The 22,940-nt window shown below is 70.7% G+C and carries 22 protein-coding genes; 15 read left to right on the forward strand and 7 right to left on the reverse strand.

Features of this window, described 5'->3' with window-relative positions; genetic code table 11:
- Positions 1–159: 159 nt before the first annotated feature.
- The 13 genes from mshD to pstB all read left to right on the forward strand — a co-directional run bounded on the left by mshD (position 160) and on the right by pstB (position 13,700).
- Positions 160–1,083, forward strand: a complete 924-nt coding sequence (gene mshD, locus OG206_RS15175) for a mycothiol synthase (protein WP_327116292.1) — start codon at positions 160–162, stop codon at positions 1,081–1,083.
- Positions 1,084–1,174: 91 nt separating this feature from the next.
- Complete coding sequence (locus OG206_RS15180; protein ID WP_327116294.1) at positions 1,175–1,582, forward strand: GntR family transcriptional regulator; 408 nt, start codon at positions 1,175–1,177, stop codon at positions 1,580–1,582.
- Positions 1,582–2,475, forward strand: coding sequence for an ABC transporter ATP-binding protein (locus OG206_RS15185; RefSeq protein WP_327116296.1), 894 nt, complete (start codon positions 1,582–1,584; stop codon positions 2,473–2,475). Before OG206_RS15180 ends, OG206_RS15185 begins: the two co-directional genes overlap by 1 nt.
- A complete protein-coding gene (locus OG206_RS15190) occupies positions 2,472–3,458 on the forward strand; it encodes a hypothetical protein (protein WP_327116298.1) in 987 nt (328 codons plus the stop codon). The genes OG206_RS15185 and OG206_RS15190 overlap by 4 nt, the downstream gene beginning before the upstream one ends.
- Before the next feature lie 272 nt (positions 3,459–3,730).
- A complete protein-coding gene (locus OG206_RS15195) occupies positions 3,731–5,977 on the forward strand; it encodes an RNA degradosome polyphosphate kinase (protein WP_327116300.1) in 2,247 nt (748 codons plus the stop codon).
- Positions 5,964–6,956 carry a CHAD domain-containing protein gene (locus tag OG206_RS15200; RefSeq protein ID WP_327116302.1) on the forward strand — a complete coding sequence of 331 codons (993 nt, stop codon included), beginning with the start codon at positions 5,964–5,966 and terminating at the stop codon, positions 6,954–6,956. Before OG206_RS15195 ends, OG206_RS15200 begins: the two co-directional genes overlap by 14 nt.
- Complete coding sequence (locus OG206_RS15205; RefSeq protein WP_327116304.1) at positions 6,953–7,363, forward strand: NUDIX hydrolase; 411 nt, start codon at positions 6,953–6,955, stop codon at positions 7,361–7,363. The genes OG206_RS15200 and OG206_RS15205 overlap by 4 nt, the downstream gene beginning before the upstream one ends.
- 113 nt (positions 7,364–7,476) lie before the next feature.
- Positions 7,477–8,259 carry a type I methionyl aminopeptidase gene (map, locus tag OG206_RS15210; RefSeq protein ID WP_327116306.1) on the forward strand — a complete coding sequence of 261 codons (783 nt, stop codon included), beginning with the start codon at positions 7,477–7,479 and terminating at the stop codon, positions 8,257–8,259.
- A gap of 177 nt (positions 8,260–8,436) precedes the next feature.
- A complete protein-coding gene (locus OG206_RS15215; protein ID WP_327116308.1) occupies positions 8,437–9,198 on the forward strand; it encodes a hypothetical protein in 762 nt (253 codons plus the stop codon).
- Positions 9,199–9,547: 349 nt separating this feature from the next.
- Entirely contained in the window at positions 9,548–10,684 is a 1,137-nt protein-coding gene (pstS, locus tag OG206_RS15220; RefSeq protein ID WP_327116310.1) for a phosphate ABC transporter substrate-binding protein PstS, read from the forward strand.
- 135 nt (positions 10,685–10,819) lie between these two features.
- Positions 10,820–11,812, forward strand: a complete 993-nt coding sequence (gene pstC / locus OG206_RS15225; RefSeq protein WP_327116312.1) for a phosphate ABC transporter permease subunit PstC — start codon at positions 10,820–10,822, stop codon at positions 11,810–11,812.
- A complete protein-coding gene (pstA, locus tag OG206_RS15230) occupies positions 11,809–12,897 on the forward strand; it encodes a phosphate ABC transporter permease PstA (protein WP_327116314.1) in 1,089 nt (362 codons plus the stop codon). The genes pstC and pstA overlap by 4 nt, the downstream gene beginning before the upstream one ends.
- Positions 12,898–12,923: 26 nt before the next feature.
- Entirely contained in the window at positions 12,924–13,700 is a 777-nt protein-coding gene (gene pstB / locus OG206_RS15235; RefSeq protein WP_327116316.1) for a phosphate ABC transporter ATP-binding protein PstB, read from the forward strand.
- A gap of 141 nt (positions 13,701–13,841) precedes the next feature.
- On the opposite strand, the gene OG206_RS15240 is transcribed toward pstB, so the two are convergent.
- On the reverse strand, positions 13,842–14,840 hold the full coding sequence (locus OG206_RS15240) for an inorganic phosphate transporter (RefSeq protein ID WP_327116318.1): 999 nt from the start codon (positions 14,838–14,840) through the stop codon (positions 13,842–13,844).
- A gap of 5 nt (positions 14,841–14,845) precedes the next feature.
- Positions 14,846–15,466: a DUF47 domain-containing protein gene (locus OG206_RS15245; RefSeq protein ID WP_104787723.1), complete on the reverse strand. Its 621-nt coding sequence runs from the start codon at positions 15,464–15,466 to the stop codon at positions 14,846–14,848.
- Positions 15,467–15,687: 221 nt separating this feature from the next.
- On the opposite strand from OG206_RS15245, the gene OG206_RS15250 reads away from it, so the two are divergent.
- On the forward strand, positions 15,688–16,035 hold the full coding sequence (locus tag OG206_RS15250) for a metal-sensitive transcriptional regulator (RefSeq protein WP_327116321.1): 348 nt from the start codon (positions 15,688–15,690) through the stop codon (positions 16,033–16,035).
- Positions 16,036–16,050: 15 nt separating this feature from the next.
- Here the strand turns inward: OG206_RS15250 and OG206_RS15255 are convergent, their stop codons facing one another.
- Both OG206_RS15255 and OG206_RS15260 read right to left on the reverse strand, forming a co-directional pair.
- On the reverse strand, positions 16,051–16,266 hold the full coding sequence (locus tag OG206_RS15255; protein ID WP_327122280.1) for a hypothetical protein: 216 nt from the start codon (positions 16,264–16,266) through the stop codon (positions 16,051–16,053).
- A gap of 98 nt (positions 16,267–16,364) precedes the next feature.
- Positions 16,365–17,261: a hypothetical protein gene (locus OG206_RS15260; protein ID WP_327122281.1), complete on the reverse strand. Its 897-nt coding sequence runs from the start codon at positions 17,259–17,261 to the stop codon at positions 16,365–16,367.
- Positions 17,262–17,413: 152 nt separating this feature from the next.
- Here OG206_RS15260 and OG206_RS15265 point away from each other — a divergent pair, with 152 nt between their 5' ends.
- On the forward strand, positions 17,414–17,623 hold the full coding sequence (locus tag OG206_RS15265) for a hypothetical protein (protein WP_327122470.1): 210 nt from the start codon (positions 17,414–17,416) through the stop codon (positions 17,621–17,623).
- 74 nt (positions 17,624–17,697) lie between these two features.
- Here the strand turns inward: OG206_RS15265 and OG206_RS15270 are convergent, their stop codons facing one another.
- The 3 genes from OG206_RS15270 to OG206_RS15280 form a co-directional block, all read right to left on the reverse strand.
- The gene (locus OG206_RS15270; RefSeq protein WP_327116323.1) at positions 17,698–20,640 is read right to left on the reverse strand and encodes a tetratricopeptide repeat protein; all 2,943 of its coding nucleotides are present in this window, start codon (positions 20,638–20,640) and stop codon (positions 17,698–17,700) included.
- A gap of 220 nt (positions 20,641–20,860) precedes the next feature.
- On the reverse strand, positions 20,861–21,592 hold the full coding sequence (locus OG206_RS15275; protein WP_327116325.1) for a phosphatase PAP2 family protein: 732 nt from the start codon (positions 21,590–21,592) through the stop codon (positions 20,861–20,863).
- Positions 21,593–21,891: 299 nt separating this feature from the next.
- Positions 21,892–22,881 carry a bifunctional lytic transglycosylase/C40 family peptidase gene (locus OG206_RS15280; RefSeq protein WP_327122282.1) on the reverse strand — a complete coding sequence of 330 codons (990 nt, stop codon included), beginning with the start codon at positions 22,879–22,881 and terminating at the stop codon, positions 21,892–21,894.
- Between the last annotated feature and the right edge of the window lie 59 nt (positions 22,882–22,940).

Consider the following 22,940-nt stretch of genomic DNA (forward strand, 5'->3'; position numbering starts at 1 on the left):
GACAGGTGTCAGGGGTTACGAACTGGTTGCCGTGGGGGCGCAATGGGGTCGATCACCCGCAGGGCGTACATATGCGAGCAGAGACGTCACGGGGCCCTCGGGGAGACCGTGCGCCGCCGTGCCCCCGGACGCCGGTCCCGTCCCCGTACGCTCGTACCCATGACGACTGACGCACCCCTCCCCGCCCCCGGACGCGAGATCGAGACCCTCGACGTGCTCACCCCCGAGCAGGCCGACACCGTCCTCGCCCTTCTCGGCGAGGCAGCCGCGACCGACGGGCGGCAGGCCGTCTCCGAGCAGGGTCGCCTGCAGTTGAAGGGCGGGCACCGCGAAGGTGTCCGGCACTTCCTGCTCACCGTCGACGGCGAGTTGGCCGGATACGCCCAGCTGGAGGACACCGATCCCGTCGAGGCCCCCGCCGCCGAACTGGTCGTGCATCCCTCCCACCGGGGGCGTGGGCACGGCCGCGCCCTCGGTGCCGCCCTCCTCGGCGCGACCGGGAAGCGGCTGCGGGTCTGGGCGCACGGCGGCAAGTCGGCCGCACGGCACCTCGCACAGGTCCTCGGCCTGTCGTTGTTCCGCGAACTGCGTCAGCTTCGACGCCCGTTGGGATCCCTCGACATCCCCGAGCCGGCGCTCCCGCCGGGCGTCACGATCCGCACCTTCGTGCCGGGCCAGGACGACGCCGCCTGGCTCGCCGTGAACAGTGCCGCGTTCGCCCACCACCCCGAACAGGGCTCCCTCACCCAGCGGGACCTCGACGACCGCGAGGCCGAAGCCTGGTTCGACCCCAAGGGCTTCTTCCTGGCCGAGCGGGACGGCGAGATCATCGGCTTCCACTGGACGAAGGTGCACGCCGAGGACGACCTCGGCGAGGTCTACGTCGTCGGCATCCGGCCGGACGCCCAGGGCGGCGGCCTCGGCAAGGCGCTCACCGCGATCGGCCTGCGCCACCTGGCCGCACAGGGCCTGCCGACGGCGATGCTCTACGTCGACGCGGACAACCCGGCCGCGTTGTCGGTGTACGAGCGGATGGGCTTCGCCACGCACGAGGTCGACCTGATGTACCGCACCGAGTCCTGAGTCCGGCAACACCCCGAGGGGCGGCGTGACTTGACGCCGCCCCTTTCCTACGCCACCCTTTCACTATTACCTTAGTGAAAGGGTGGTGAACATGGCAGAGTCCGCAGCGGTCGAGTTCCGTATCGACCGGCGCAGCGGCGTCGCCACCTACCTCCAGATCGTGCAGCAGACCAAGCAGGCGCTCCGCCTCGGTGTGCTGGAGCCGGGCGACCGGCTGCCCACGGCCCGCGAGGTCGTCGAGGCCACGGCCATCAATCCCAACACCGTGCTCAAGGCCTACCGCGAACTGGAGCGCGAAGGCCTCGTCGAAGGCCGCCGCGGCCTCGGCACCTTCGTCCGCCGCACCCTCGGCAGCGCGGCGGCGACCACCGACCCGCCGCTGCGCGCGGAACTCGCGGAGTGGACCCGCAGGGCCCGCGCCGCGGGACTGGAGAAGGACGACGTGAGCGCACTCTTCACCGACGTACTCGACAGCACGTTCAAGGGGGACCAGCACTGATGACAGGCGCCGCGATCGAGGCCGACGGCCTCGGCATGACCTACGGGCGGAAGCGCGGGTGGGCGCTGCGCGACTGCTCGTTCCGGCTGCCCGCCGGCCGGATCTGCGCCCTGGTGGGGCCCAACGGTGCGGGGAAGTCCACCCTGCTCGCCCTCGCGTCGGGCCTGCTCCGGCCTGCCGAGGGATCGGTACGGGTGCTCGGCTCGACCCCCGCCGAAGCTCGTCCGCGCATCGCGTACGTGGCTCAGGACAAGCCCCTGTATTCGCAGCTCACCGTGGGCGACACCCTGTGGGCCGGAGCCGAGCTCAACCCCGCGACCTGGGACCGGGCGGCCGCCGATCATGTGGCCGGCTCCCTTCCCCAGGACGCCACGGTCCGGGCGCTCTCCGGAGGCCAGCGCACCCGGCTCGCCCTGGCCATGGCGCTCGGCAAGCGTCCCGAACTGATGCTGCTGGACGAGCCGATGGCCGACCTCGACCCGCTCGCCCGCCACCAGCTGATGGGCGTCCTGATGGCGGAGGCCGCCGAACACGGCACCACCATCGTGATGTCGTCGCACATCCTCACCGAACTGGAGGGCGCCTGCGACTACCTCCTGCTCGTCGACGGCGGCCGGGTCCGGCTCGGCGGCGAGAGCGAGGACATCGTCGCCGCGCACGCCGTGCTCACCGGCCAGGCGCGCGACCTCGCCCCGCACACGGTCGTCGAGTCGCGCACGACCGGGCGTCAGCTCACCGCACTCGTACGGAAGGAAGGCCCGGTGGACCGCACCGCGTGGGACGTGACGGAGCCGTCCCTGGAGGAGCTGCTGCTGGCCCACCTCCGCTCCCCGGACGCCCCGGTCCTGCTCACCCCGAGCGCCGAGAACGTCGAGGCGGTGGCCGCGATATGAGTACCACCCTTACCCGGCCCCGCCCCTCGCTGCGGGGGCCGGTGCGCGTCGTGGTGCGGCAGCACCGGTGGACGTTGTGGGCCGCCGCCGCACTCATGGCTCTCGTGGTCGTCGTGCTGGTCGTCACGCGCCTGCTGACGGACCGCTCCGTGGACCTGTTCGCCGCCACGGGCTGCTCGACCGCGAAGACCTTGCAGGGGTGCGACGGCACCGCACGGAGCTACCTCGACGACCAGCACATGCTGCACGCAATCCAGGTCTACGCCGGAGTGGTCATGCTGGCGCTGCCCCTTCTCGTGGGGATCTTCGCCGCCGGGCCCCTGATCGCCCGCGAGCTGGAGACCGGGACCTACCGGCTGGCCTGGTCCCAGTCCGTGTCCCCGGCCCGGTGGCTCGCCGCGAAACTCGCGGTCCCGGCCGTGCTGCTGACGGCCGGCGTCTGTGTCCTGTCCGCCGCCTTCACCTGGGCACGGGCGCGAACCGGCGGCGAGTACGAGGACGAGTGGTTCGACGGCCCCGTCTTCGCCACGATGGGGGCCGTACCGGTCGGCTACGTCCTGCTCGGCCTCACGGCCGGCACACTCACCGGGCTGCTGATCAGGCGCACGGTCCCCGCCATGGCGGTCGGCGCACTCGCCGTCGGTGCGGTGCTCGTGACACTCGGAAGCATCCGGAGCAGCCTGTGGCCCCTGCGAACCCTTACCGGCACCCTCCACTCCGCCGGTGACCCCTGGGTCCTGGAGGTCGGCCAGGTCACGGCCGGCGGGCAACGGCTCCCGGTGGACACGTGCTGGGGGCCGGAAATGAACAAGGCCGAGGAAGCCCGCTGTGTCGCCGACCACGGCATCACGGGCCCGTTCTTCGACTACCACCCCGCCTCCCACTTCTGGCCGCTCCAGCTCGTCGAGACCGGCCTCCTGCTGGCCCTCGCCGCCCTGGCCCTCGCGCTCGCGTTCCGCGTCCTGCGCCGCCGCACCGGCTGAGGGCGGGCAACCCCCTGTCCGGGCCCCAGGGGGAGCCCAGGCAGGGGGTTCACCCACCGTCACCGGCGCGGCACCGCAGCCACACCGCTTCCTGTACGTCATGTCGCCGTTACCGGCCATTCAGAAGGGCTTGCGACCCTCACGGGATGCAGCCAGCTCTGCCCACCCCCCGCAACGGGAAAGACCCCGCGACACGGACCGGCCCCCTTTCTTCCGCGATCTTTATCGCCTCCGACGCGCCTGAGGAGCCGAACGCGCGGAAGAATAGGTCCATGAGCCAGCAGCCCAGCTCCGAGGTCCCGGTCCAGCCCGCCCAGCCGTCGGTGGGCTCCCTCGCCGCGCACCGGCCCCACGCCGTCGCCGGCGGGGTGCCCACAGGTCTGTCCACAGCCGCCGACCTGGATCCCGATCTGGACAACGACGCGGACGCCTACGAGCCCGAGGCGGACGGCGACGAGCTGCCGCAGGGCCGGTTCCTGGACCGGGAGCGCAGTTGGCTCGCGTTCAACGAACGCGTCCTGGAACTGGCCGAGGACCCCGCCACACCCCTACTCGAACGGGCTAATTTCCTCGCGATCTTCGCGTCGAACCTGGACGAGTTCTTCATGGTCCGGGTGGCCGGTCTCAAGCGCCGTATCGCCACCGGCGTCGCGACCCGGTCCGCGTCCGGGCTGCAGCCCCGTGAGGTGCTCGACCTGATCTGGACCCGCTCGCGCGAGCTCATGGCGCGGCACGCCGCCTGCTACCAGCAGGACATCGCGCCCGCCCTGTCCGACGAGGGCATCCAGCTGGTCCGCTGGCCCGACCTGACAGAGAAGGAGCAGGCCCGCCTGTTCACCTTCTTCCGGCAGCGGGTCTTCCCCGTGCTGACCCCGCTGGCAGTCGACCCGGCCCACCCCTTCCCCTACATCTCGGGGCTCTCGCTCAACCTCGCCGTCGTCGTGCGCAACCCCGTGAGCGGGCACCGCCACTTCGCCCGCGTCAAGGTGCCGCCGCTGCTCACGCGCTTCCTGGAAGCGTCCCCGCAGCGTTACGTCCCGATAGAGGACATCATCGCGGCCCACCTCGAGGAGCTCTTCCCGGGCATGGAGGTCCTGGCCCACCACATGTTCCGGGTCACCAGGAACGAGGACCTGGAGGTCGAGGAGGACGACGCCGAGAACCTCCTCCAGGCGCTGGAGAAGGAGCTCATGCGGCGCCGCTTCGGCCCGCCGGTCCGTCTGGAGGTCGAGGAGTCCATCGACCCGTACGTCCTGGACCTGCTGGTGCGCGAGCTGAAGATCTCCGAGACCGAGCTCTACCCGCTGCCCGGCCCGCTCGACCTCACCGGCCTCTTCGGGATCGCCTCGCTGGACCGGCCCGAGCTGAAGTACCCCAAGTTCATCGCCGGGACCCATCGCGACCTGGCCGAGGTCGAGTCCGCCTCCGCGCCCGACATCTTCGCCGCCCTGCGCGAACGCGACGTACTGCTGCACCACCCGTACGACTCCTTCTCCACCTCCGTCCAGGCCTTCCTGGAACAGGCGGCGGGTGACCCGGACGTCCTCGCGATCAAGCAGACCCTCTACCGGACCTCGGGCGACTCGCCGATAGTCGACGCCCTCATCGACGCCGCCGAGTCCGGGAAGCAGGTCCTCGTCCTCGTCGAGATCAAGGCACGCTTCGACGAGCAGGCCAACATCAAGTGGGCCCGCAAGCTGGAGGAGGCCGGCTGCCACGTCGTCTACGGCCTCGTGGGTCTCAAGACGCACTGCAAGCTCTCCCTGGTGGTCCGTCAGGAGGGAGACACGCTGCGCCGCTACTCCCACGTCGGCACCGGCAACTACCACCCCAAGACGGCCCGGCTGTACGAGGACCTCGGGCTCCTCACCGCCGACCCGCAGGTCGGGGCCGACCTCTCCGACCTCTTCAACCGGCTCTCCGGCTACTCCCGCCGCGAGACCTACCGCCGGCTGCTGGTGGCCCCGAAGTCCCTGCGCGACGGGCTGATCGCCCGGATCAACAAAGAGGTCACGCACCACCGGGCGGGACGGCCGGCCTACGTGCGCATCAAGGTCAACTCGATGGTCGACGAAGCGGTCATCGACGCCTGCTACCGGGCCGGGCAGGCCGGGGTGCCGGTCGACATCTGGGTACGCGGCATCTGCGCGATCCGCCCCGGTGTCAGCGGTCTCTCCGAGAACGTCAGGGTCCGCTCGATACTGGGCCGCTTCCTCGAACACTCCCGGCTCTTCGCCTTCGGCAACGGCGGGGAACCCGAAGTCTGGTTCGGCAGTGCCGACATGATGCACCGCAACCTCGACCGCCGGATCGAAGCCCTGGTCCGCGTCACCGACCCCGCGCACCGCGCCGCGCTCAGCAGGCTCCTGGAAACGGGCATGTCCGACACCACGTCCTCCTGGCACCTGGGCCCCGACGGCAACTGGACCAGGCACTCCACGGACGCGGACGGCCAGCCGTTGCGGCACGTACAAGAGATGCTCATCGATGCCCGGAGGCGTAGGCGTGCGACGCCCTGACCACCCGACGACGACCCTCTCCGCCGGAGCGGTCCTCGCGCCGTACCTCCGCGAACAGGCAGCCGGATTCCTGCGGGGCCTGCGCCTGCACCGCGAGCACAGCGCCCCGGCGGACGCGGGCACGCACGGCGCCGACGAGGCGGCCCGCGCACTACGCCACGCCGCCCGCCGCATGAGCGCCACCCTGCACACCTTCCGGGGAGCACTGGAACCCGTCTGGGCCGACCACCTCCGGGCGGAACTGGCCTGGCTCTCCGGCACCCTGGCCCGCGAACACGCCTACGCCACCCGCCTCGGGCGACTGCTGGACGCCCTGCACCAGCTCTCCGGAACCTCGCTGCCGGCCGCCAGGGCCGCGGGAGACGCGGACACCACCGAGGCCGCCAAGGAGCGGGCGGCGCTCGACGTCGGCGCCGCGCGAGCCGGCGCCCTCCTGGAACGCCGGCTGACCCTCGCCAGGACCCGCGCCCACTCGGCGGCGCTCCAGGCCATCGGCTCCTCCCGCTTCCACGCGGTCGCCGACGGCGTCGCCCTGCTCGCCTCGGAGGTCCCCCTGGCGCCGGCCGCAGCCGGACCGGCCGCCAGGGTGCTCCACGACCCGGCCGGACTGGCGGAGGAGCGGATGCTGGCCGCGGTCGCCGCCCTGCCGCCCGACGAGGCGGTGGAGCCGTACAACGAAACCCACGACGCCCTCTGGCACCAGGCCCGCCTGCTGCTCCGGCTGCACCGGTACGCCCACGAGGTGCTGCGGGGCGCCCCCGATCCGGCGCTGACCGGGCCGGGGCACGCCCTCGAACTGCACCGGGACGCGGCGGAGGCGGCAGCCGCCGCGGCGGAGGCGGCCCGCACCCCGAGGATCGCCCCGGCGACCGCGTACGCCCTGGGTGTGCTGCACGCCGACCAGCGGCACGAGGTGGCGGCCGCGCGTGCGGTGTTCCGTGAGGCCTGGCCCCGTGCGGCGGCCGTGACCGCGCGGTGAGCGGCCTCGTGCTCGCGGCGGGCTGCGTGCTGTGGCGCCGCTCGCCGGAGGGCCGCACGGAGATCTGCCTGGTGCACCGGCCGCGCTACGACGACTGGTCGTTCCCCAAGGGCAAGCTCAAGCGCGGCGAGACGGCGCTGGAGGGCGCCCTGCGGGAGGTGCTGGAGGAGACGGGCCACCGCTGCGCCCCGGGCGCCGTCCTGCCGACGGCCCTCTACACGGCGAACGGGCGCCCCAAAGAGGTCAGTTACTGGGCGGCTGAGGCGGGCGGCGGCACTTTCGTACCCAACGACGAGGTGGACCGGCTGGCCTGGCTCCCTCCCGAGTCCGCCCGCGCCCTCCTGACCCGGCCCGGTGACCGGGTCCAGCTGGACGCGTGCGTGGGGTCGCTCCGGCCCGCTGCCTGAAGGGAGGGGACGCGGGCCCGGCTCGTCGCACGGCGCCTCCGGGCGCGCAATCCAATTCTCATACCGGTATAGTATGGCCGGTATAGTTATTGGACCGCGCGCGAAGGGCCCCCATGATCGAGATCCTGAACCCCACCCTGCTGGCCAGGGCCGGAGACACGGGCGCCCTGGTCGCCGACATCCTGCAGACACTGAAGAGCCGCAGCACGGTCGGCACGAACCTCCTCGACATCGACCGCTGGACGAAGGCCATGATCGACGAGGCCGGGGCACAGTCCTGCTACGTCGACTACGCGCCCTCCTTCGGCCGCGGCCCGTTCGGCCACCACATCTGCACGGCCGTCAACGACGCAGTGCTCCACGGGCGGCCGCACGACTACACACTGCTCGACGGCGACCTGCTGACGCTCGACCTGGCCGTCTCCCTGCGGGGGATCGCGGCGGACGCCGCGATCAGCTTCGTCGTGGGCGGCACGCGCGACCCGGAGAGCGTCGCGATGATCAGCGCCACGGAACGCGCACTGGCCGCGGGAATCGCCGCCGCGGGGCCCGGGGCGCGCATCGGTGACATCTCCCACGCGATCGGCACGGTCCTCGGCGAGGCCGGGTACCCGGTCAACACCCAGTTCGGAGGGCACGGCATCGGATCGACGATGCACCAGGACCCGCACGTCCCCAACACCGGCCGGGCGGGCCGCGGATACACCCTCCGCCCCGGACTGCTGCTGGCGCTGGAGCCGTGGGTCATGGCGGACACGGCCGAACTCGTCACCGACGCCGACGGATGGACGCTCCGGAGCGCGACGGGCTGCCGGACGGCGCACACCGAGCACACCATCGCCATCACCGACGACGGGGCCGACATCCTCACCCTGCCGCGGCACGCGCGCCCCTGAGCCCGACACCCCCCGGCTCGGGCCGCCGCACGACCGCCCGGCCGTCGCGGGCACACCGCCCGGGCCTGGGGCACCCCACATTTAATTGACTGCGCAACTATTCGGGAATATGATTTCTTATGCAATGAAATCCGGTTCCGCCCGCCGCGCCGGCGGAACCTCCCGCAAAGGACACACATGCGCCTCCGCACCACTCTGGCCGCCGCCACCGGCGTCCTGGCCCTGTCCGCCGCAGTCGCCCCCCTGGCCCACGCGGACGACCACGGCACCACCACGATCAACCGCGTCGTCGTCAACGACGGGCAGCCCGTCGTCATCGGGAACTCACCCACGAGCATCCCCTTCAGCGTCACCTTCAGCGACACCACGGGGACGGACGGCCTGATCGGCTACGTCGACCTGTGGCACGCCTCGCCCCACCCCAAGACCCAGCCCGGCGGGTCGCTGCTGGGCGACTGGGAGAACGTCGACTGCCACCCCGTGGACGCCACCACCGTCACCTGCGACGGCACCGTCCCCGTCGAACCGCAGGAAGACGTGCTGCGCAACTACCTGGCCGACGACTGGAACGTCGCGGTCAACGCCGGCTCCAGCACCGTCACCAGCTACTCGACCGTCCAGGTCAAGCGTGAGGCGAAGCTGCAGGCCGGAGTCGTCCCCACGGCCAAGGCCGGAAAGTACAAGCTGCGCGGCAGCCTCACCCGCGCCGACTGGGAGTCCGGCGCGAGCCAGGACTACGGCAACCGTCCCGTGAAGCTGCAGTTCCGCAAGGAGGGCGGCACCAAGTACTCCACGGTCGACACCTTCACCACCAACGACGCCGGCCTGGTGACCACCACCGTCAAGCCGACCGAGGGCGGTTCCTACCGCTGGTCCTTCGCCGGGAACGCGAGCACCGGCGCGGCCACCTCGACCGACCTGTACTTCGACGGCGTCTGACACCGCCCCCCAAGGGACCCCTTCGCCTCCGGGCGGAGGGGTCCCTGGCGTCGGGCCCGTCCCCCCGCCGGCACCGACCGCGCGTCCCCGCAGCTCAGTCGCCCGCCCCGCCTCTGCCCGGGCCCGACACCACGCACGCCGTGACGCCCCCCGCCGCCCGCGCCGCGCCGCGGAACCAGCCCGCCCCGCACGGTTCACCTGTCGTTCACTCTGCCCCGTAGGGCGCTTCACCTGTTCTGCCTAATTTCGGACGTACACGGTGCACGGCGACAAGCCGGCGCACCACTCCTCATCGCACGCCGCCTCGCGTTCCACAGCCGCGGCGGCTCCTGGAAGGAACACCCCGAAAGTGAAGCTTCAGCGCAAGAACCGGCTTCGTGCCACCGCGCTCGGTGCCCTCGCCGTCTCCAGCGCCCTGGTCCTCACGGCGTGCGGTTCGGACGACAACACCAGCGCCACCACGACCGGAGGCAAGCAGACCACCGCCGCCGCATCGGACATCAAGTGCGACGGCGCCCAGGGCCAGCTGCGCGCCTCCGGGTCCAGCGCCCAGAAGAACGCGATGGACCTCTGGGTCAAGAACTACATGGCCGCCTGCTCCGGTGCCGAGGTCAACTACAGCGCGTCCTCCTCCGGTGAGGGCATCGTCGCGTTCAACCAGGGCACCGTCAGCTTCGCCGGCTCCGACTCGGCGCTGAAGCCCGAAGAGGTCGCCGAGTCGAAGAAGATCTGCAAGACCGGCCAGGGCATCAACCTCCCGATGGTCGGCGGCCCGATCGCGATCGGCTTCCACCTGGAGGGTGTCGACAGCCTCACGCTGGACGCCCCCACGCTCGCGAAGATCTTCGACACGAAGATCAAGAAGTGGAACGACCCCGCGATCGCCAAGCTCAACAGCGGCGTCAAGCTGCCCGCCACGGCCATCCAGCCCTTCCACCGCTCCGATGACTCCGGCACCACGCAGAACCTCGGCAAGTACCTGGGCGCCGCGGCTTCGAGCGACTGGAAGTACGAGGCCGAGAAGAAGTGGCCCGCCTCCGGTGGCCAGGCCGCGTCGGGCTCCGCGGGTGTCGCCGCCCAGGTCAAGCAGGTCGACGGCGCCATCGGCTACTTCGAGCTGTCCTACGCCTCCTCGCAGCAGATCTCCACCGTCGACATCAACACCGGTGGCGCCGCCCCGGTGAAGGCCACCTCGGAGAACGCCTCCAAGGCCATCGCCGCCGCCAAGATCAAGGGCACCGGCAAGGACCTGGCACTCGACCTCGACTACACCACCAAGGCCGAGGGCGCCTACCCGATCGTCCTGGTGACCTACGAGGTCGTCTGCGACACCGGCAACAAGGCCGACACCCTCGGCTCGGTCAAGTCCTTCCTGACCTACACCTCCTCCGAGGCGGGCCAGAAGGTTCTGGTCGACGCCGGCTACGCCCCGATCCCCGAGGCGATCAACGCCAAGGTCCGCGAGACGGTCGCCGCCCTCTCGTAACCCGCTCCACGAACGACACGCAGACACCGGCGAGCCGGTCCGGCGCACCCCTCCGGACCGGCCCCGCCACCCATCTCCATCCGGTGCACCGCCGCCAGGGGAGCGAACCGCTCCCCCACACAGACCGGAAAGACCATGGCTTCCACGACACCGCTCGACTTCCCGCCGGCTCCGCCGGCCACGCGCGGCCGCCCCAAGTCCACGGGGCGAGCCGGCGACAAGATCTTCCTGAGCCTCTCGCGGGGCTCAGGCATCCTGCTACTCGTGATCATGGCGTCGATCGCCCTGTTCCTCAGCTACCGCGCCGTCATCGCCATCTCGAAGGACGAGGGCAACTTCCTCACCACCTTCGACTGGAACCCCGCCGGTGACCCGCCGGTCTTCGGCATCGCGGTCCTCCTCTTCGGCACGGTCGTCAGCTCGATCATCGCGATGGTCATCGCGGTTCCGATCGCTGTCGGCATCGCCCTGTTCATCTCGCACTACGCGCCGCGCAAGCTGGCCGCCCCCATCGCCTACGTCATCGACCTGCTCGCCGCGGTGCCCAGCATCGTCTACGGCATCTGGGGCGCGCTGGTCCTCGTACCGCACATGGAGGGCCTGAACCTCTGGCTGGACCAGTTCTTCGGCTGGACCTACCTCTTCGAGAGGACCGAGGTCGGCGTCCCCCGCTCACTCTTCACCGTCGGCATCCTGCTCGCGATCATGATCCTGCCGATCGTGACCAGCGTCAGCCGCGAGGTCTTCCTCCAGGTCCCGAAGATGAACGAGGAGGCGGCACTCGCTCTCGGAGCCACCCGCTGGGAGGTCATCCGCCTCACGGTCCTGCCCTTCGGCCGCTCCGGGATCATCTCCGCCTCGATGCTGGGCCTGGGCCGGGCGCTCGGCGAGACGATTGCCGTCGCCACGGTCCTCTCGCCGAGCTTCCTCATCTCGCTGCACGTGCTCAATCCCGGCGGCGGGACCTTCGCGCAGAACATCGCCGCCAAATTCGGCGAGGCCAACGAGTTCGGGCGTGACGCCCTGATCGCCTCGGGTCTCGTCCTGTTCGTCCTCACCCTGCTGGTCAACGGCGCGGCCCGGCTCATCATCGCCCGCCGCAAGGAGTATTCGGGGGCCAACGCATGAGCCACGCCACCACCACCGACGTCCAGAGCAGCGGCCCGCGGACCTCGCCGACACAGAACAAGGGCAGCCTCAGCAGCCGCAGCCTCCCCCGCTGGGCCCCGCTCGGCTTCGCGGCCGTCTCGGTCGCGCTCGGCGTCGGCATCAGCGTCGCCGCGGGCTGGGACAGCCGCGTCCAGTGGGGCCTGATCTCCGCCCTGCTCTTCCTGGCCATCTCGTACATCGCGACGACCGTGGTCGAGAACCAGCGCCAGGCCAAGGACCGCCTCGCCACCAGCATCGTCTGGGTGTGCTTCATCATCGCGATGGTCCCGCTCGCCTCGCTGCTCTGGACCACCGTCAGCCGCGGCTCCGAGCGCCTGGACCTGTACTTCCTCACCCACTCCATGGCCGGCGTCCTCGGCTCGGAGGACAGCGGCGGCGTCTACCACGCGCTGATCGGCACCCTGGAGCAGGTCGGCATCGCCACGGTGATCTCCGTCCCGATCGGGCTGCTGACCGCGGTCTACCTGGTCGAGTACGGCAAGGGCGGGCTGGCCAAGGCCGTCACGTTCTTCGTCGACGTGATGACCGGCATCCCGTCCATCGTGGCCGGCCTCTTCATCCTGTCGATCATGCTGATCGCCGACATCGAGCCGTCGGGCCTGATGGGGGCGCTCGCCCTGTCGATCCTGATGATCCCGGTCGTGGTCCGCTCCACGGAGGAGATGCTCAAGCTCGTCCCGAACGAGCTCCGCGAGGCCTCCCTCGCCCTGGGCATCCCCAAGTGGCGCACCATCCTGAAGGTGGTCCTGCCCACCTCGATCGGCGGCATCACCACGGGCGTCATGCTCGCAGTCGCCCGTATCGCGGGAGAGACGGCACCGATCATCCTGCTGGTCTTCGGCAGCCAGCTGATCAACACGAACCCCTTCGAAGGCGCCCAGTCCTCACTGCCGTTCTACATCTACGAGCAGTACAGGGTCGGCGAGGCCGCGTCCTACGACCGCGCCTGGGCCGCAGCCCTGGTCCTGATCGCCTTCGTCATGATCCTCAATCTGGTGGCCCGCGGCATCGCCCGCTGGAAGGCCCCGAAGTCCGGCCGCTGAGGCCACGCAGAAAGCAGCTGATTCACATGGCCAAGCGCATCGACATCGGCGGCCTCACCGCCTACTACGGATCCCACAAGGCCATCGAGGACATCTCGATGACCGTGGAACCCCGCTCCGTGACCGCCTTCATCGGCCCGTCCGGCTGCGGCAAGTCCACGTTCCTGCGCACCCTGAACCGCATGCACGAGGTCACCCCCGGTGGCCGCGTCGAGGGCAAGGTGCTGCTCGACGACGAGAACCTGTACGGTCCCGGCGTCGACCCCGTCGCCGTGCGCCGCACGGTCGGCATGGTCTTCCAGCGCCCGAACCCCTTCCCGACCATGTCGATCTTCGACAACGTCGCGGCGGGCCTGCGGCTCAACGGCTCGTACCGCAAGAGCCAGCTGTCGGAGATCGTCGAGCGGTCCCTCAAGGGCGCCAACCTCTGGAACGAGGTCAAGGACCGCCTGAACAAGCCGGGCTCCGGCCTCTCCGGCGGTCAGCAGCAGCGCCTGTGCATCGCCCGCGCCATCGCGGTCGAGCCGGACGTGCTGCTCATGGACGAGCCGTGCTCGGCGCTCGACCCGATCTCGACGCTCGCCATCGAGGACCTGATCGGTGAGCTGAAGGAGCGCTTCACGATCGTCATCGTGACGCACAACATGCAGCAGGCGGCGCGCGTCTCGGACCGTACGGCGTTCTTCAACCTCTCGGCGGTGGGCAAGCCCGGCCGCCTCATCGAGATCGACGACACGGAGCGGATCTTCTCCAACCCGTCCGTCCAGGCCACCGAGGACTACATCTCCGGCCGCTTCGGATAACCACAGACTGCCTTGGGGTGCTGCATGGCGGTGCCACCACAAGGCGAAGGGTCCGCCCCCGCTCTCCTGTGGAGAGCGGGGGCGGACCCTTCTCATGTCTGCGTGGTCCCGCGGGGTCTCACCCCGCGGCGGCCGTGCCGGTCACCCGAAGCACAGGACGACGACCCCGTAGCTCGCGGCGGCGACCAGCGCGGCGGCCGGCATCGTGATGAACCAGCCCAGGATGATGTTCTTGGCCACGCCCCAGCGCACCGCGTTCACACGCTTCGTCGCACCGACACCCATGATCGCCGAGGTGATCACGTGCGTCGTGGAGATGGGGGCGTGGAACATGAAGGCCGAACCGAACATGATCGACGCGCCGGTCGTCTCAGCCGCGAAGCCCTGCGGCGGGTCCAGCTCGATGATCTTGCGGCCCAGCGTACGCATGATGCGCCAGCCGCCCGCGTACGTACCGAGGGAGAGCATCGCCGCACAGGCGAACTTCACCCAGATCGGGATCTCGTCGTTCGGGCCCTCGACGTCGGCGATGACGAGGGCCAGCACGACGATGCCCATCGTCTTCTGCGCGTCCTGCAGTCCGTGCCCGAGCGCCATACCGGCCGCCGAGACGGTCTGGGCTATGCGGAAACCGCGCTTGGCCTTGTGCGGGTTGGCCTTCCGGAACATCCACAGGATGGCGACCATCACCAGGTATCCGGCCACGAGGCCGATGACCGGGGAGACGAACATCGGGATGACGATCTTGTCCAGCACCCCGGACCAGATCACGTCGGTCCCGCCGGCGAGCGCCGCCCCGACCATGCCGCCGAACAGGGCGTGCGAGGACGAGGAGGGCAGGCCGAAGTACCAGGTGACGAGGTTCCAGATGATCGCGCCGACCAGCGCGCAGAAGAGGATGCCCATCCCCTTCTGGCCGTGGGGCGTGGCGATGATGCCTTCACTGACGGTCTTGGCGACCCCCTGGCCCAGGAAGGCGCCTGCGAGGTTCATCACAGCCGCCATCGCCAGAGCCGCACGCGGGGTCAGCGCCCGGGTGGAGACCGAGGTGGCGATGGCGTTCGCCGAGTCGTGGAAGCCGTTCGTATACGTGAAGCCGAGCGCGACACCGATGGTCACGATCAGCGCAAAGGTGTCCACGAGGTTCAGGACTCCTTGACCGCGATGGTCTCCACCGTGTTGGCGACGTGTTCGAACGCGTCAGCCGCCTCTTCCAGCACATCCACGATCTGCTTGAGCTTCAGCACGTCCATGGCGTCGTACTTGCCGTTGAACAGCTGGGCCAGCAGCTTGCGGTGGATCTGGTCGGCCTGGTTCTCCAGGCGGTTGACCTCGATCCAGTACTCGGTGAGGTTGTCCATCGTCCGCAGACTCGGCATGGCCTCGGCAGTGAGTTCCGCCGCCCTGGCCAGGACCTCGATCTGCTGCTCGACACCCTTCGGGAGCTCGTCGATCTGGTACAGGACGACCAGGTCGACGGCCTCCTCCATGAAGTCCATGATGTCGTCGAGCGACGACGCGAGGTTGTAGATGTCCTCGCGGTCGAACGGCGTGATGAAGGAGGAGTTCAGCTGGTGGAAGATCGCGTGGGTCGCGTCGTCCCCCGCGTGCTCCGCTGCCCGCATACGCTCCGCGATCTCGACTCGGGAGGCAGAATCCGCCCCGAGCAGTTCCATCAGGAGTTTCGAGCCCGTGACGATGTTGTCCGCGGAGGCGGAAAACATGTCGTAGAAGCTCGTCTCCCTGGGGGTCAGACGAAAGCGCACGTGGGGTCCTCGGGATGCTTTGGATTCGGTCAGGCTGATGCTAGGCGCATCATCCGGCCACGGCTAACCGGCGTTCTTCAGTGTCGCGCATCAGGCACAGTGATCAGCACGGACCCCCGGTCACGTTTCGGCTGGATTCGTTACCATATACCCACCAGGGGTATACAGACGGCACAGAACGGCACGGACCCCGCGGGGCACGAGGACAACGGGAGGACCCCATGAGCACCACCGAGGCCGCAGACACAGCCGGTTCCGAAGCGGTCGTCACCGACCACGACCGCGGTATTCACGGGTACCACCACCAGAAGGAGGAGCACCTCAAGCGCCTGCGCCGCATCGAGGGCCAGGTCCGCGGACTCCAGCGGATGGTGGACGAGGACGTCTACTGCATCGACATACTCACCCAGGTGTCGGCCTCCACCAAGGCCCTGCAGTCCTTCGCGCTCCAGCTCCTCGAGGAGCACCTGCGCCACTGCGTCGCGGACGCCGCCGTCAAGGGCGGGGACGAGATCGACGCGAAGGTCGAAGAGGCCACCAAGGCGATCGCCCGCCTGCTGCGCACCTGAGGACGGCCGGGCACGTCATACCCGGTGGCGGCCCTGCCGGGGGATGGACGGCGACTGCTCGGCCGGTCCATGACCGGTCCTGACATTGAGCACCTCGTCGATCCGGTCGGCACTGAGCCGGTCCTCCAGCGCGTCCGCGGCCGCGATCATGAGCTCACCGCACAGTTCGATCTCGGCGAGGGCCACACAGTCCTGAGCGTTCGGAGCGCTGAGCGTCACCACCTGCGTCACCTCTCTCTGCCGTCGCCGACTCTGGCGCACCGACTGCCTAGCGTAGGGACCGGAGCACGCACCGCGCATGGCACGGACGGACCATTTCGGCCCCCTCCCTACGGCGCTTCCGGGCCACTCCGCCCCTGCTGGACCCGGCCCGTGTAGAGATCCGCGTCCGGCGGCAGCTCCACGGAGACCGGCGCCCCGAAGCCGTACAGCAGCGTCGTCGAGACCACCGCCACCGCGGGCCCCTCGGTCGCGAAGGTGAAGCGATGGCGCACCTTCCGCAGCAGCCCCTCGTCGTCCAGATAGGCGTCGAACGGCACCGTGTCCGTGCTGAACCCTTTCGCCGCGGCAGTCAGCGCACCGCGCGAATCCCGCGAGGCCGCCCGCGCCGCCCTCCCGATGTCCGCCGTCCCCCGGTAGTGCCTGACCCGGACCCCCGCCAGCTCGGTGCGCCCCACGTACGTCACGTCCGCCGCGCCGCGCAGCAGCTCGGCCGCGGCCGTCGGATCGGTCACACCACCGGTGACGAGGTTGCCGTCCTCCAGGGCCGTCGTGTCGATCCGCACCCACTTGTCGTCCGGGACCCCGGCGCCGCGGTTCTTCATGTACAGCGCCCCGGGCGCCAGCAGTTCCGTGATCGGCCGGTGCTCGTCCGCCCCAGCCGCGTCCTTCGGCAGGACCACCTTGATCCGCCCCAGCTGACCGCGGAAGTCGTACGCGCCCTCGCCCCGGATCGTCACCCTGGTCCCACCGGCCGCCGTCTCCATCGACGTACGGGTCTCGGCGCTGCCCGCGCGGACCAGCCCGTCCGCCGCCCGCCGCACCACGTCGGCCGGGCTCCCGGCACCGCCCTCCCGGGTCACGGCCCGCTCCCCGGCACCCTCACCGTCACTGCCACCGCCGTCGCCGTCGCCGGAGCACCCGGTGGCCACCGTCATCACGCCGGCGACGGCCAGGGCGCACACAGCCAGTGCCCCGACTCCGCACCTCTGCTGCCGCACCACCATCGCCTGCCAACCCCCAACGACGTCCACCGACCCGGTTCCCGCCCCCTTCGCCTAACGACAGTCGGGGCGCACCGTCACGCCGCAGGGGCCCCACCGAAAGCCGATCGGCCCACACCCCGCCCCTCCGGGCGCCGTCCCAGTACCGTGGACGCGTGCATCAGGACCCCTCGGACCCCCTCGTCCAAGCCCCCGTACGCATTCCCTCGCAGGGCCCCGACGGGGCGCACACCACGACCACGGTCGAACGCGGCTCGTTCTGCCTGGCGCGCTGCGCCTGTGGATGGACCGGCCCCGCGAGGCGCTCCCGCGACCGGGCCCGCACCGACGCCGCGGAACACCTCACCGCGGCCGAGAGCCGGTAGCGAGGTCGTCCGGCGCGCGGACCGTGCCGGAGAAGCGCCCCGGGAGCGCAACCTGCCGTACGCCCCGCCGGCCGTCAGCGCGGGCCCAGGGCTTCCCGCAGCCGGTGCTCGGCGCGCTCGACGGCGGCCCCCGCCGCGGGAAGCACCCTCCGCACGAACGCCAGCGCGTCGAGGGTCTCCCGGACCGCACCCTCCTTGCGTCCGAGACCGGCCAGCGCCTCGCACTGGACGGCGGCCCCGTCCCCGTCGAGCAGGACACAGTGCACGACGAGCAGACCCTCGTACGCGTCCGCGGCATCGTCCCCCGCCCCGCCGGCGAGCTCGGCGGCAGCTCCGAAGCTGCGCCGCGCCCGGTCGAGGCGTGCCGCCGCGTCCTCGTGCCGCCCACCACCGCCGACGAGCAGAGCAAGCGCGTACGTCAACTCGTTCCAGCCGTTCTCCGGCTCCATCTCCACAGCCCGCGCACAGTCGGCGAGCGCCTCCTCGACCCTCCCGAGGCTCAGAAGGGCACGGCCCCGCGCGGCCAGGGTCCAGTCGGACGACGGTTCGATCCCCAGGGCACGGCCGTAGTCGGCGACGGCATCCTCATGACGGCCCATCCGCTCGTACAGTTCGCCACGTCCGGTGAGGGCCCAGTGGAATCCGGGGTCGATGCCGAGGGCACGGCCGTAGTCGGAGACGGCCTCCTCGTACCGTCCGACGGCCTCGTACGCCTGCGCCCGGCTGCCGAAGGCCCAGGCGTACAGCGGGTCGATCTCCACCGCACGCGAGAAGTCGGCAAGCGCCTCATCATGACGGCCCATCCGCTCGAAGAGCCGCGCCCGGCTCCCCACGGCCCAGGCGTACTGCGGATCGATCGCGATGGCCATGGTGTAGTCGGCGAGCGCCTCCTCGGGACGGCCCATCCCCTCAAGGAGCTGCGCCCGGCTCCCCACGGCCCACTCGTAGTCCGGGTCGATGTCGAGGGCACGGTCGTAGTCGGCCAGGGCATCGTCCTGCCGTCCCAGGGCCTCGTACGCCTGCGCCCGGCTCCCGAAGGCCCACGCGTACAGCGGGTCGATGGTGACCGCACGGGAGAAGTCGGCGAGCGCCTCGTCGTACCGGCCCAGAAGCCGGTACGCCTCCCCCCGGCTGCCGATGGCCCACGCGTCACCCGGGTCGAGCTCGATCGCCCGCGTGCAGGCGGCGACGGCTTCCTCGTGACGGCCGAGGACACGGTACGTCTCCCCCAGCCCGGCATGGGGACGTGCCGTGTCCGGCGCGAGGGCGACCGCCGCCGTGCAGTCCGCCAGCGCACTCTCGTGATCACCCGCGACCCGGTACTCCCTGCCACGGACGGAGTAGGCCAACGCCCGCCCCGATGCGTCGAGTTCGGGAGCACCCAGCAGGAGTGACAGTGCACGCACCCCGGCCTCCTCCTCGTCCGCCACGGACTCCAGGCGGCGGCCCCACGCCGTGAGGGCCGCCGAGTCGGCGTCGAGCCCGGCACGGCCGAGTGTCTGCGCCCAGCGCCGGTGCGTGGCCACGTCGAGACCGACGGCGTGGACGGTCTGCCGGAGAGCGTCGGGCAACGCACCACGGGGATGCGCACACAGCCGGTGGTACGTCTCGTTCAGCCGGTGCTCACGCCACACGGCATCTCCCCACCGGGCATCCGCGTCCGCCCCCAGTTCCGCCTCCGCGCCGAGCCGCCCGCGCTCGAACAGCTCTGCCAGACGCGTGTGCGCCCGCTGCCACCGCTCGGGGGACCGGGTCCGCTGCAACCGCAGCATCGCCGCACGCACGACGTCGTGATACCGGCAGCGGCCGGCCTGCGGCGACACGAAGGCCAGAGCGCGGAGCCACGGATAGCCGTCCACCGCGGCCTCCGGGACGACCGCGCTGTAGATGTCCTCGTCCACCTGGAGGGGCAGCGCGCAGGCCAGGGCGGCTTCACGGCGGTGCGGGTCGGGTTCCCACTTCAGGAACCGCTCGACCGCCGTCTCCGAGGGGTCCCCGAAACCGTCGCCCGCCCTGGCTTCGCTCCGGGCCAGCATGTCGACCAGCAGGGGCAGCCGGCCCGAGAGCCGGAGCACCAGCTCGACGCTCGGCCCGTCCGTCACCCCGTGGGTGGCGAGCAGCGTGCGGGCCTCGTCCTCCGAGAAGACCTCCAGGCACACCTCGGTGACCTGGCCCAGCCAGTCCCCCCAGATCCGCTGGTCCAGGCGGAGCTGCCCGGACAGCACGATCTGCACGTTGACCGGCAGGCTGCCGTACTCCTCACCGAACGCGATCGTCCGCAACCAGGCGTCGAGGACCGGCCCGGTCCGTTCGTACACGTCGAAGAAGAGCACCACCCGTTCGCACCGCTCCGCGACTTCGGCCAGGTCGTCGAGGAACACCGGGGCCAGGGCCGCGAGCGGATGCATCACCAGGTGTACGTCGTCATGGCTGCGCAGGCGCGTGTTCAGCATCGCCCGCACCTTGTCGGCCCCCAGCGCCACCTGCTGCGGATCGACGGCTCCCACGAACGGCCCCGCCCCGGGCACCAGCCCGATCGTGGCCAGCCCCACGTGCGCGGCGACCGTGCTGGACGGCGAGGCCGAGAGGGCCGGTGCCGCCCCGGCGGCGTCCGGCCCACCCGGCAGGGGCTGGGGTCCGGGCGCCGCGCTCTCGGCCTGGTACCTGCGCTGGCGGTAGGTGGCCAGCTGCCGGTCGAACCTCTTCAGCGGGTGGCCCTGCCGGCCCAGCCGCGCACTGACCGCCTCCATCGCCTCGATCGCGTCGTGCACCTCGTCGTCCACGTACGACGTCACCACGGATGCCTGCTCACGCGCGGCGGTCTCCCACTGCCGCACCAGGGTCGACTTGCCCACGCCCCCGTTGCCCCGCACGTGGAACAGGAACGGGAAGTCGGCGTCCTCGGGGTCGCGGGCGAACGTCTCCCGGAAGACGGCGAGCTCGCCCCGGCGTCCGACGAACCCCGCCCGCCCGCGCCGCCGATTGACTTCCTGCCGTGACGGCCGCCGCCCAGCCACACCCACCACCCCCGGATCCCCGCACATGATGCCCCGTCACCAGGAGTGCGGACAGGCACTCCGAACGATCGGACTCAGCCAATCTTCGAAATGTGCGCGGGGCGGGACATGCGTGAGGGGGTGCCCCCTCACGGGGCACCCCCTCACGTCGACGGGTCACGTCGCCGGGCCAGGGCCTTTCGTGTGGATCAGGCGAGCCCAGCAGGATCCGGGACAGCCCTCAGGCGGCGAGGTCCTTCTCGCCGGGCGCACCGCCACGGCCCGCGCCCGGACGGGGCTCGGGAATCCCGCGGGACTCACCCGGCCCACCGGCCCTCAGGGCCGGCCGGGCGGAGCGGACGAGCCTGCCGACCGCGCCGGCCCGGGCCACAGCGCCCACCAAGGGCGTCAGCAGCATCATCGCGAGCGGCGCGAGCAGCAGGGCCACCGCGGTACCGAGGGCGAAGCCACCGATCACGTCGGTCGGGTAGTGGACCCCCATGTAGACGCGGCAGAAGCCCTCCAGGAGCGCCAGCGCGATGGCCGCGAGCCCGAACTTACGGTTGGCCACGAAGAGACCCACGGCGATCGCCATGGCCATCGTCGCGTGGTCGCTGACGAAGGAGAAGTCCGTCTTGCCCTCCACCAGGACCTCGAGCCCCCGATGATCGAGGAACGGACGCGGCCTCTCCACGAAACCCCGGATGGGGATGTTGATGAGCAGGGCGATGCCGGCGGCCAGGGGCGCCCACACCAGCGCGGCGACGGCCGTCACCGAATCCTCGGTCGTCCCGCGTCGGCGCACGCTCCACCAGCACCACAGGACCGCCAGGACCATGCCCAGCATGATCCCGTACTCACCGACGAACTCCATGACCCGGTCGAACCAGGTCGGAGCTGCCTTCGCCAGCCCATTGATGTCGTAGAGCAGGCTGACGTCGGGGTTCGACCCATCGAGTGCGAGTCCAGCCATCTGCTGCGGCCCCTTGCCTTGTCTGCTGCTGCGGCGCACAACGGCGTACGTCGCCTTGTCGGACCCCCGTGGTCGGTGCGGAATCGGTGCCGCGAGGCGCCATGATGCCCTGCCGCACGGCCGCCCCGGACAGCCACGCATGGTCAGTGCACATGCTGTCCCAGTCCAGGGAACGGTCTGATCACCGTCTACGTTCCGCTCTCCACCGAATGATCACCATGACGTTATCGAAGAGTGACTCATCGTCGCAGCTCAGGGCCCAGGCTTCACGGAGAGTTCCAGCCATGGCCGACTCACCGTCAGCTACCGGGGAGCGCCGTCGGGAGCGCCGCGGCGCCGTCCTTCGTGACCCTGGTCGCACCGAAGTAGTCCGGGGTGTCGATCTTGTCGAACCGGATCACGGCTCCCGTGTACGGCGCGTTGATCATGTAGCCGCCACCGACATAGAGACCCACGTGATGGATGGCCCTGGAGTTGTTCAGATCGTCGGAGAAGAACACCAGGTCGCCCGGCAGCAACTCGTCCCGCGAGGGGTGCGGCCCCGCGTTGTACTGGTCGTTCGCCACCCGGGGCAACTCGATGTCGACCGTGCGGTACGCCGCCTGGGTCAGCCCGGAACAGTCGAACCGGCCGCCCTGGTCCGCGGTCCCGTTCCCGCCCCAGAGATACGGAGTACCGAGCTTCTTCTGCGCGAAGTAGATCGCCCCGGCCGCCTGCTGCGAGGGCTGCACCCGGCCGACGGGCCGGGCGAAGCTCTTCTCCAACGAACGGATGATCTTGACGTAGTTCTGCGTCTCACTGATCGCGGGCACACCGCCGGACTGGATCACCCGGTAGGCACCCGCGTTGTACGCCGCGAGCATGTTGTCGGTCGGATCCCCCGGCACCTTCTTGACGTACCCGGCGATCTCACAGTCGTACGACGCGGCGGACGGGATCGCGTCGGCCGGGTCCCACACGTCCCGGTCACCGTCCTTGTCCCCGTCAATGCCGTGCGTGGCCCAGGTCCCGGGGATGAACTGCGCGATGCCCTGCGCGGCGGCCGGGCTCTGCGCGCGGGGATTCCAGCCGCTCTCCTGGTACAACTGGGCCGCCAGAAGGGCGGGGTTGATGGCCGGACAGAGATTGCCCCACCGCTCGACCAGCGGCTGGAACCGCGCCGGCACGGCCCCCTTGGCCAGCCCGACGGCCCCACTCGCCCCGGAGATCCCGGCGGCGGCGGAGTACGTACCGACGACGAGCAGGGCGATGAAGCACAGGCCCAGCCCGATCCCACCGCCGAGGAACACCCAGTATTTCCGCACCCCCCAACCATCCCCCATTCGGGCGCGGTTCACGTCGTGATTCG

Source organism: Streptomyces sp. NBC_01341 (assembly GCF_035946055.1).
Lineage (GTDB): Bacteria > Actinomycetota > Actinomycetes > Streptomycetales > Streptomycetaceae > Streptomyces.

Excerpts from the sequence above, each read along its gene's own strand:
- OG206_RS15215 (WP_327116308.1), top strand. The coding sequence starts at position 8,437 with ATGCGCCTCCGCACCACTCTGGCCGCCGCCACCGGCGTCCTGGCCCTG.
- pstA (WP_327116314.1), top strand. The coding sequence starts at position 11,809 with ATGAGCCACGCCACCACCACCGACGTCCAGAGCAGCGGCCCGCGGACC.
- OG206_RS15180 (WP_327116294.1), top strand. The coding sequence starts at position 1,175 with ATGGCAGAGTCCGCAGCGGTCGAGTTCCGTATCGACCGGCGCAGCGGC.
- OG206_RS15185 (WP_327116296.1), top strand. The coding sequence starts at position 1,582 with ATGACAGGCGCCGCGATCGAGGCCGACGGCCTCGGCATGACCTACGGG.
- mshD (WP_327116292.1), top strand. The coding sequence starts at position 160 with ATGACGACTGACGCACCCCTCCCCGCCCCCGGACGCGAGATCGAGACC.
- pstB (WP_327116316.1), top strand. The coding sequence starts at position 12,924 with ATGGCCAAGCGCATCGACATCGGCGGCCTCACCGCCTACTACGGATCC.
- map (WP_327116306.1), top strand. The coding sequence starts at position 7,477 with ATGATCGAGATCCTGAACCCCACCCTGCTGGCCAGGGCCGGAGACACG.
- pstC (WP_327116312.1), top strand. The coding sequence starts at position 10,820 with ATGGCTTCCACGACACCGCTCGACTTCCCGCCGGCTCCGCCGGCCACG.
- OG206_RS15275 (WP_327116325.1), bottom strand. The coding sequence starts at position 21,592 with ATGGCTGGACTCGCACTCGATGGGTCGAACCCCGACGTCAGCCTGCTC.
- OG206_RS15190 (WP_327116298.1), top strand. The coding sequence starts at position 2,472 with ATGAGTACCACCCTTACCCGGCCCCGCCCCTCGCTGCGGGGGCCGGTG.
- OG206_RS15195 (WP_327116300.1), top strand. The coding sequence starts at position 3,731 with ATGAGCCAGCAGCCCAGCTCCGAGGTCCCGGTCCAGCCCGCCCAGCCG.
- OG206_RS15250 (WP_327116321.1), top strand. The coding sequence starts at position 15,688 with ATGAGCACCACCGAGGCCGCAGACACAGCCGGTTCCGAAGCGGTCGTC.
- OG206_RS15260 (WP_327122281.1), bottom strand. The coding sequence starts at position 17,261 with ATGGTGGTGCGGCAGCAGAGGTGCGGAGTCGGGGCACTGGCTGTGTGC.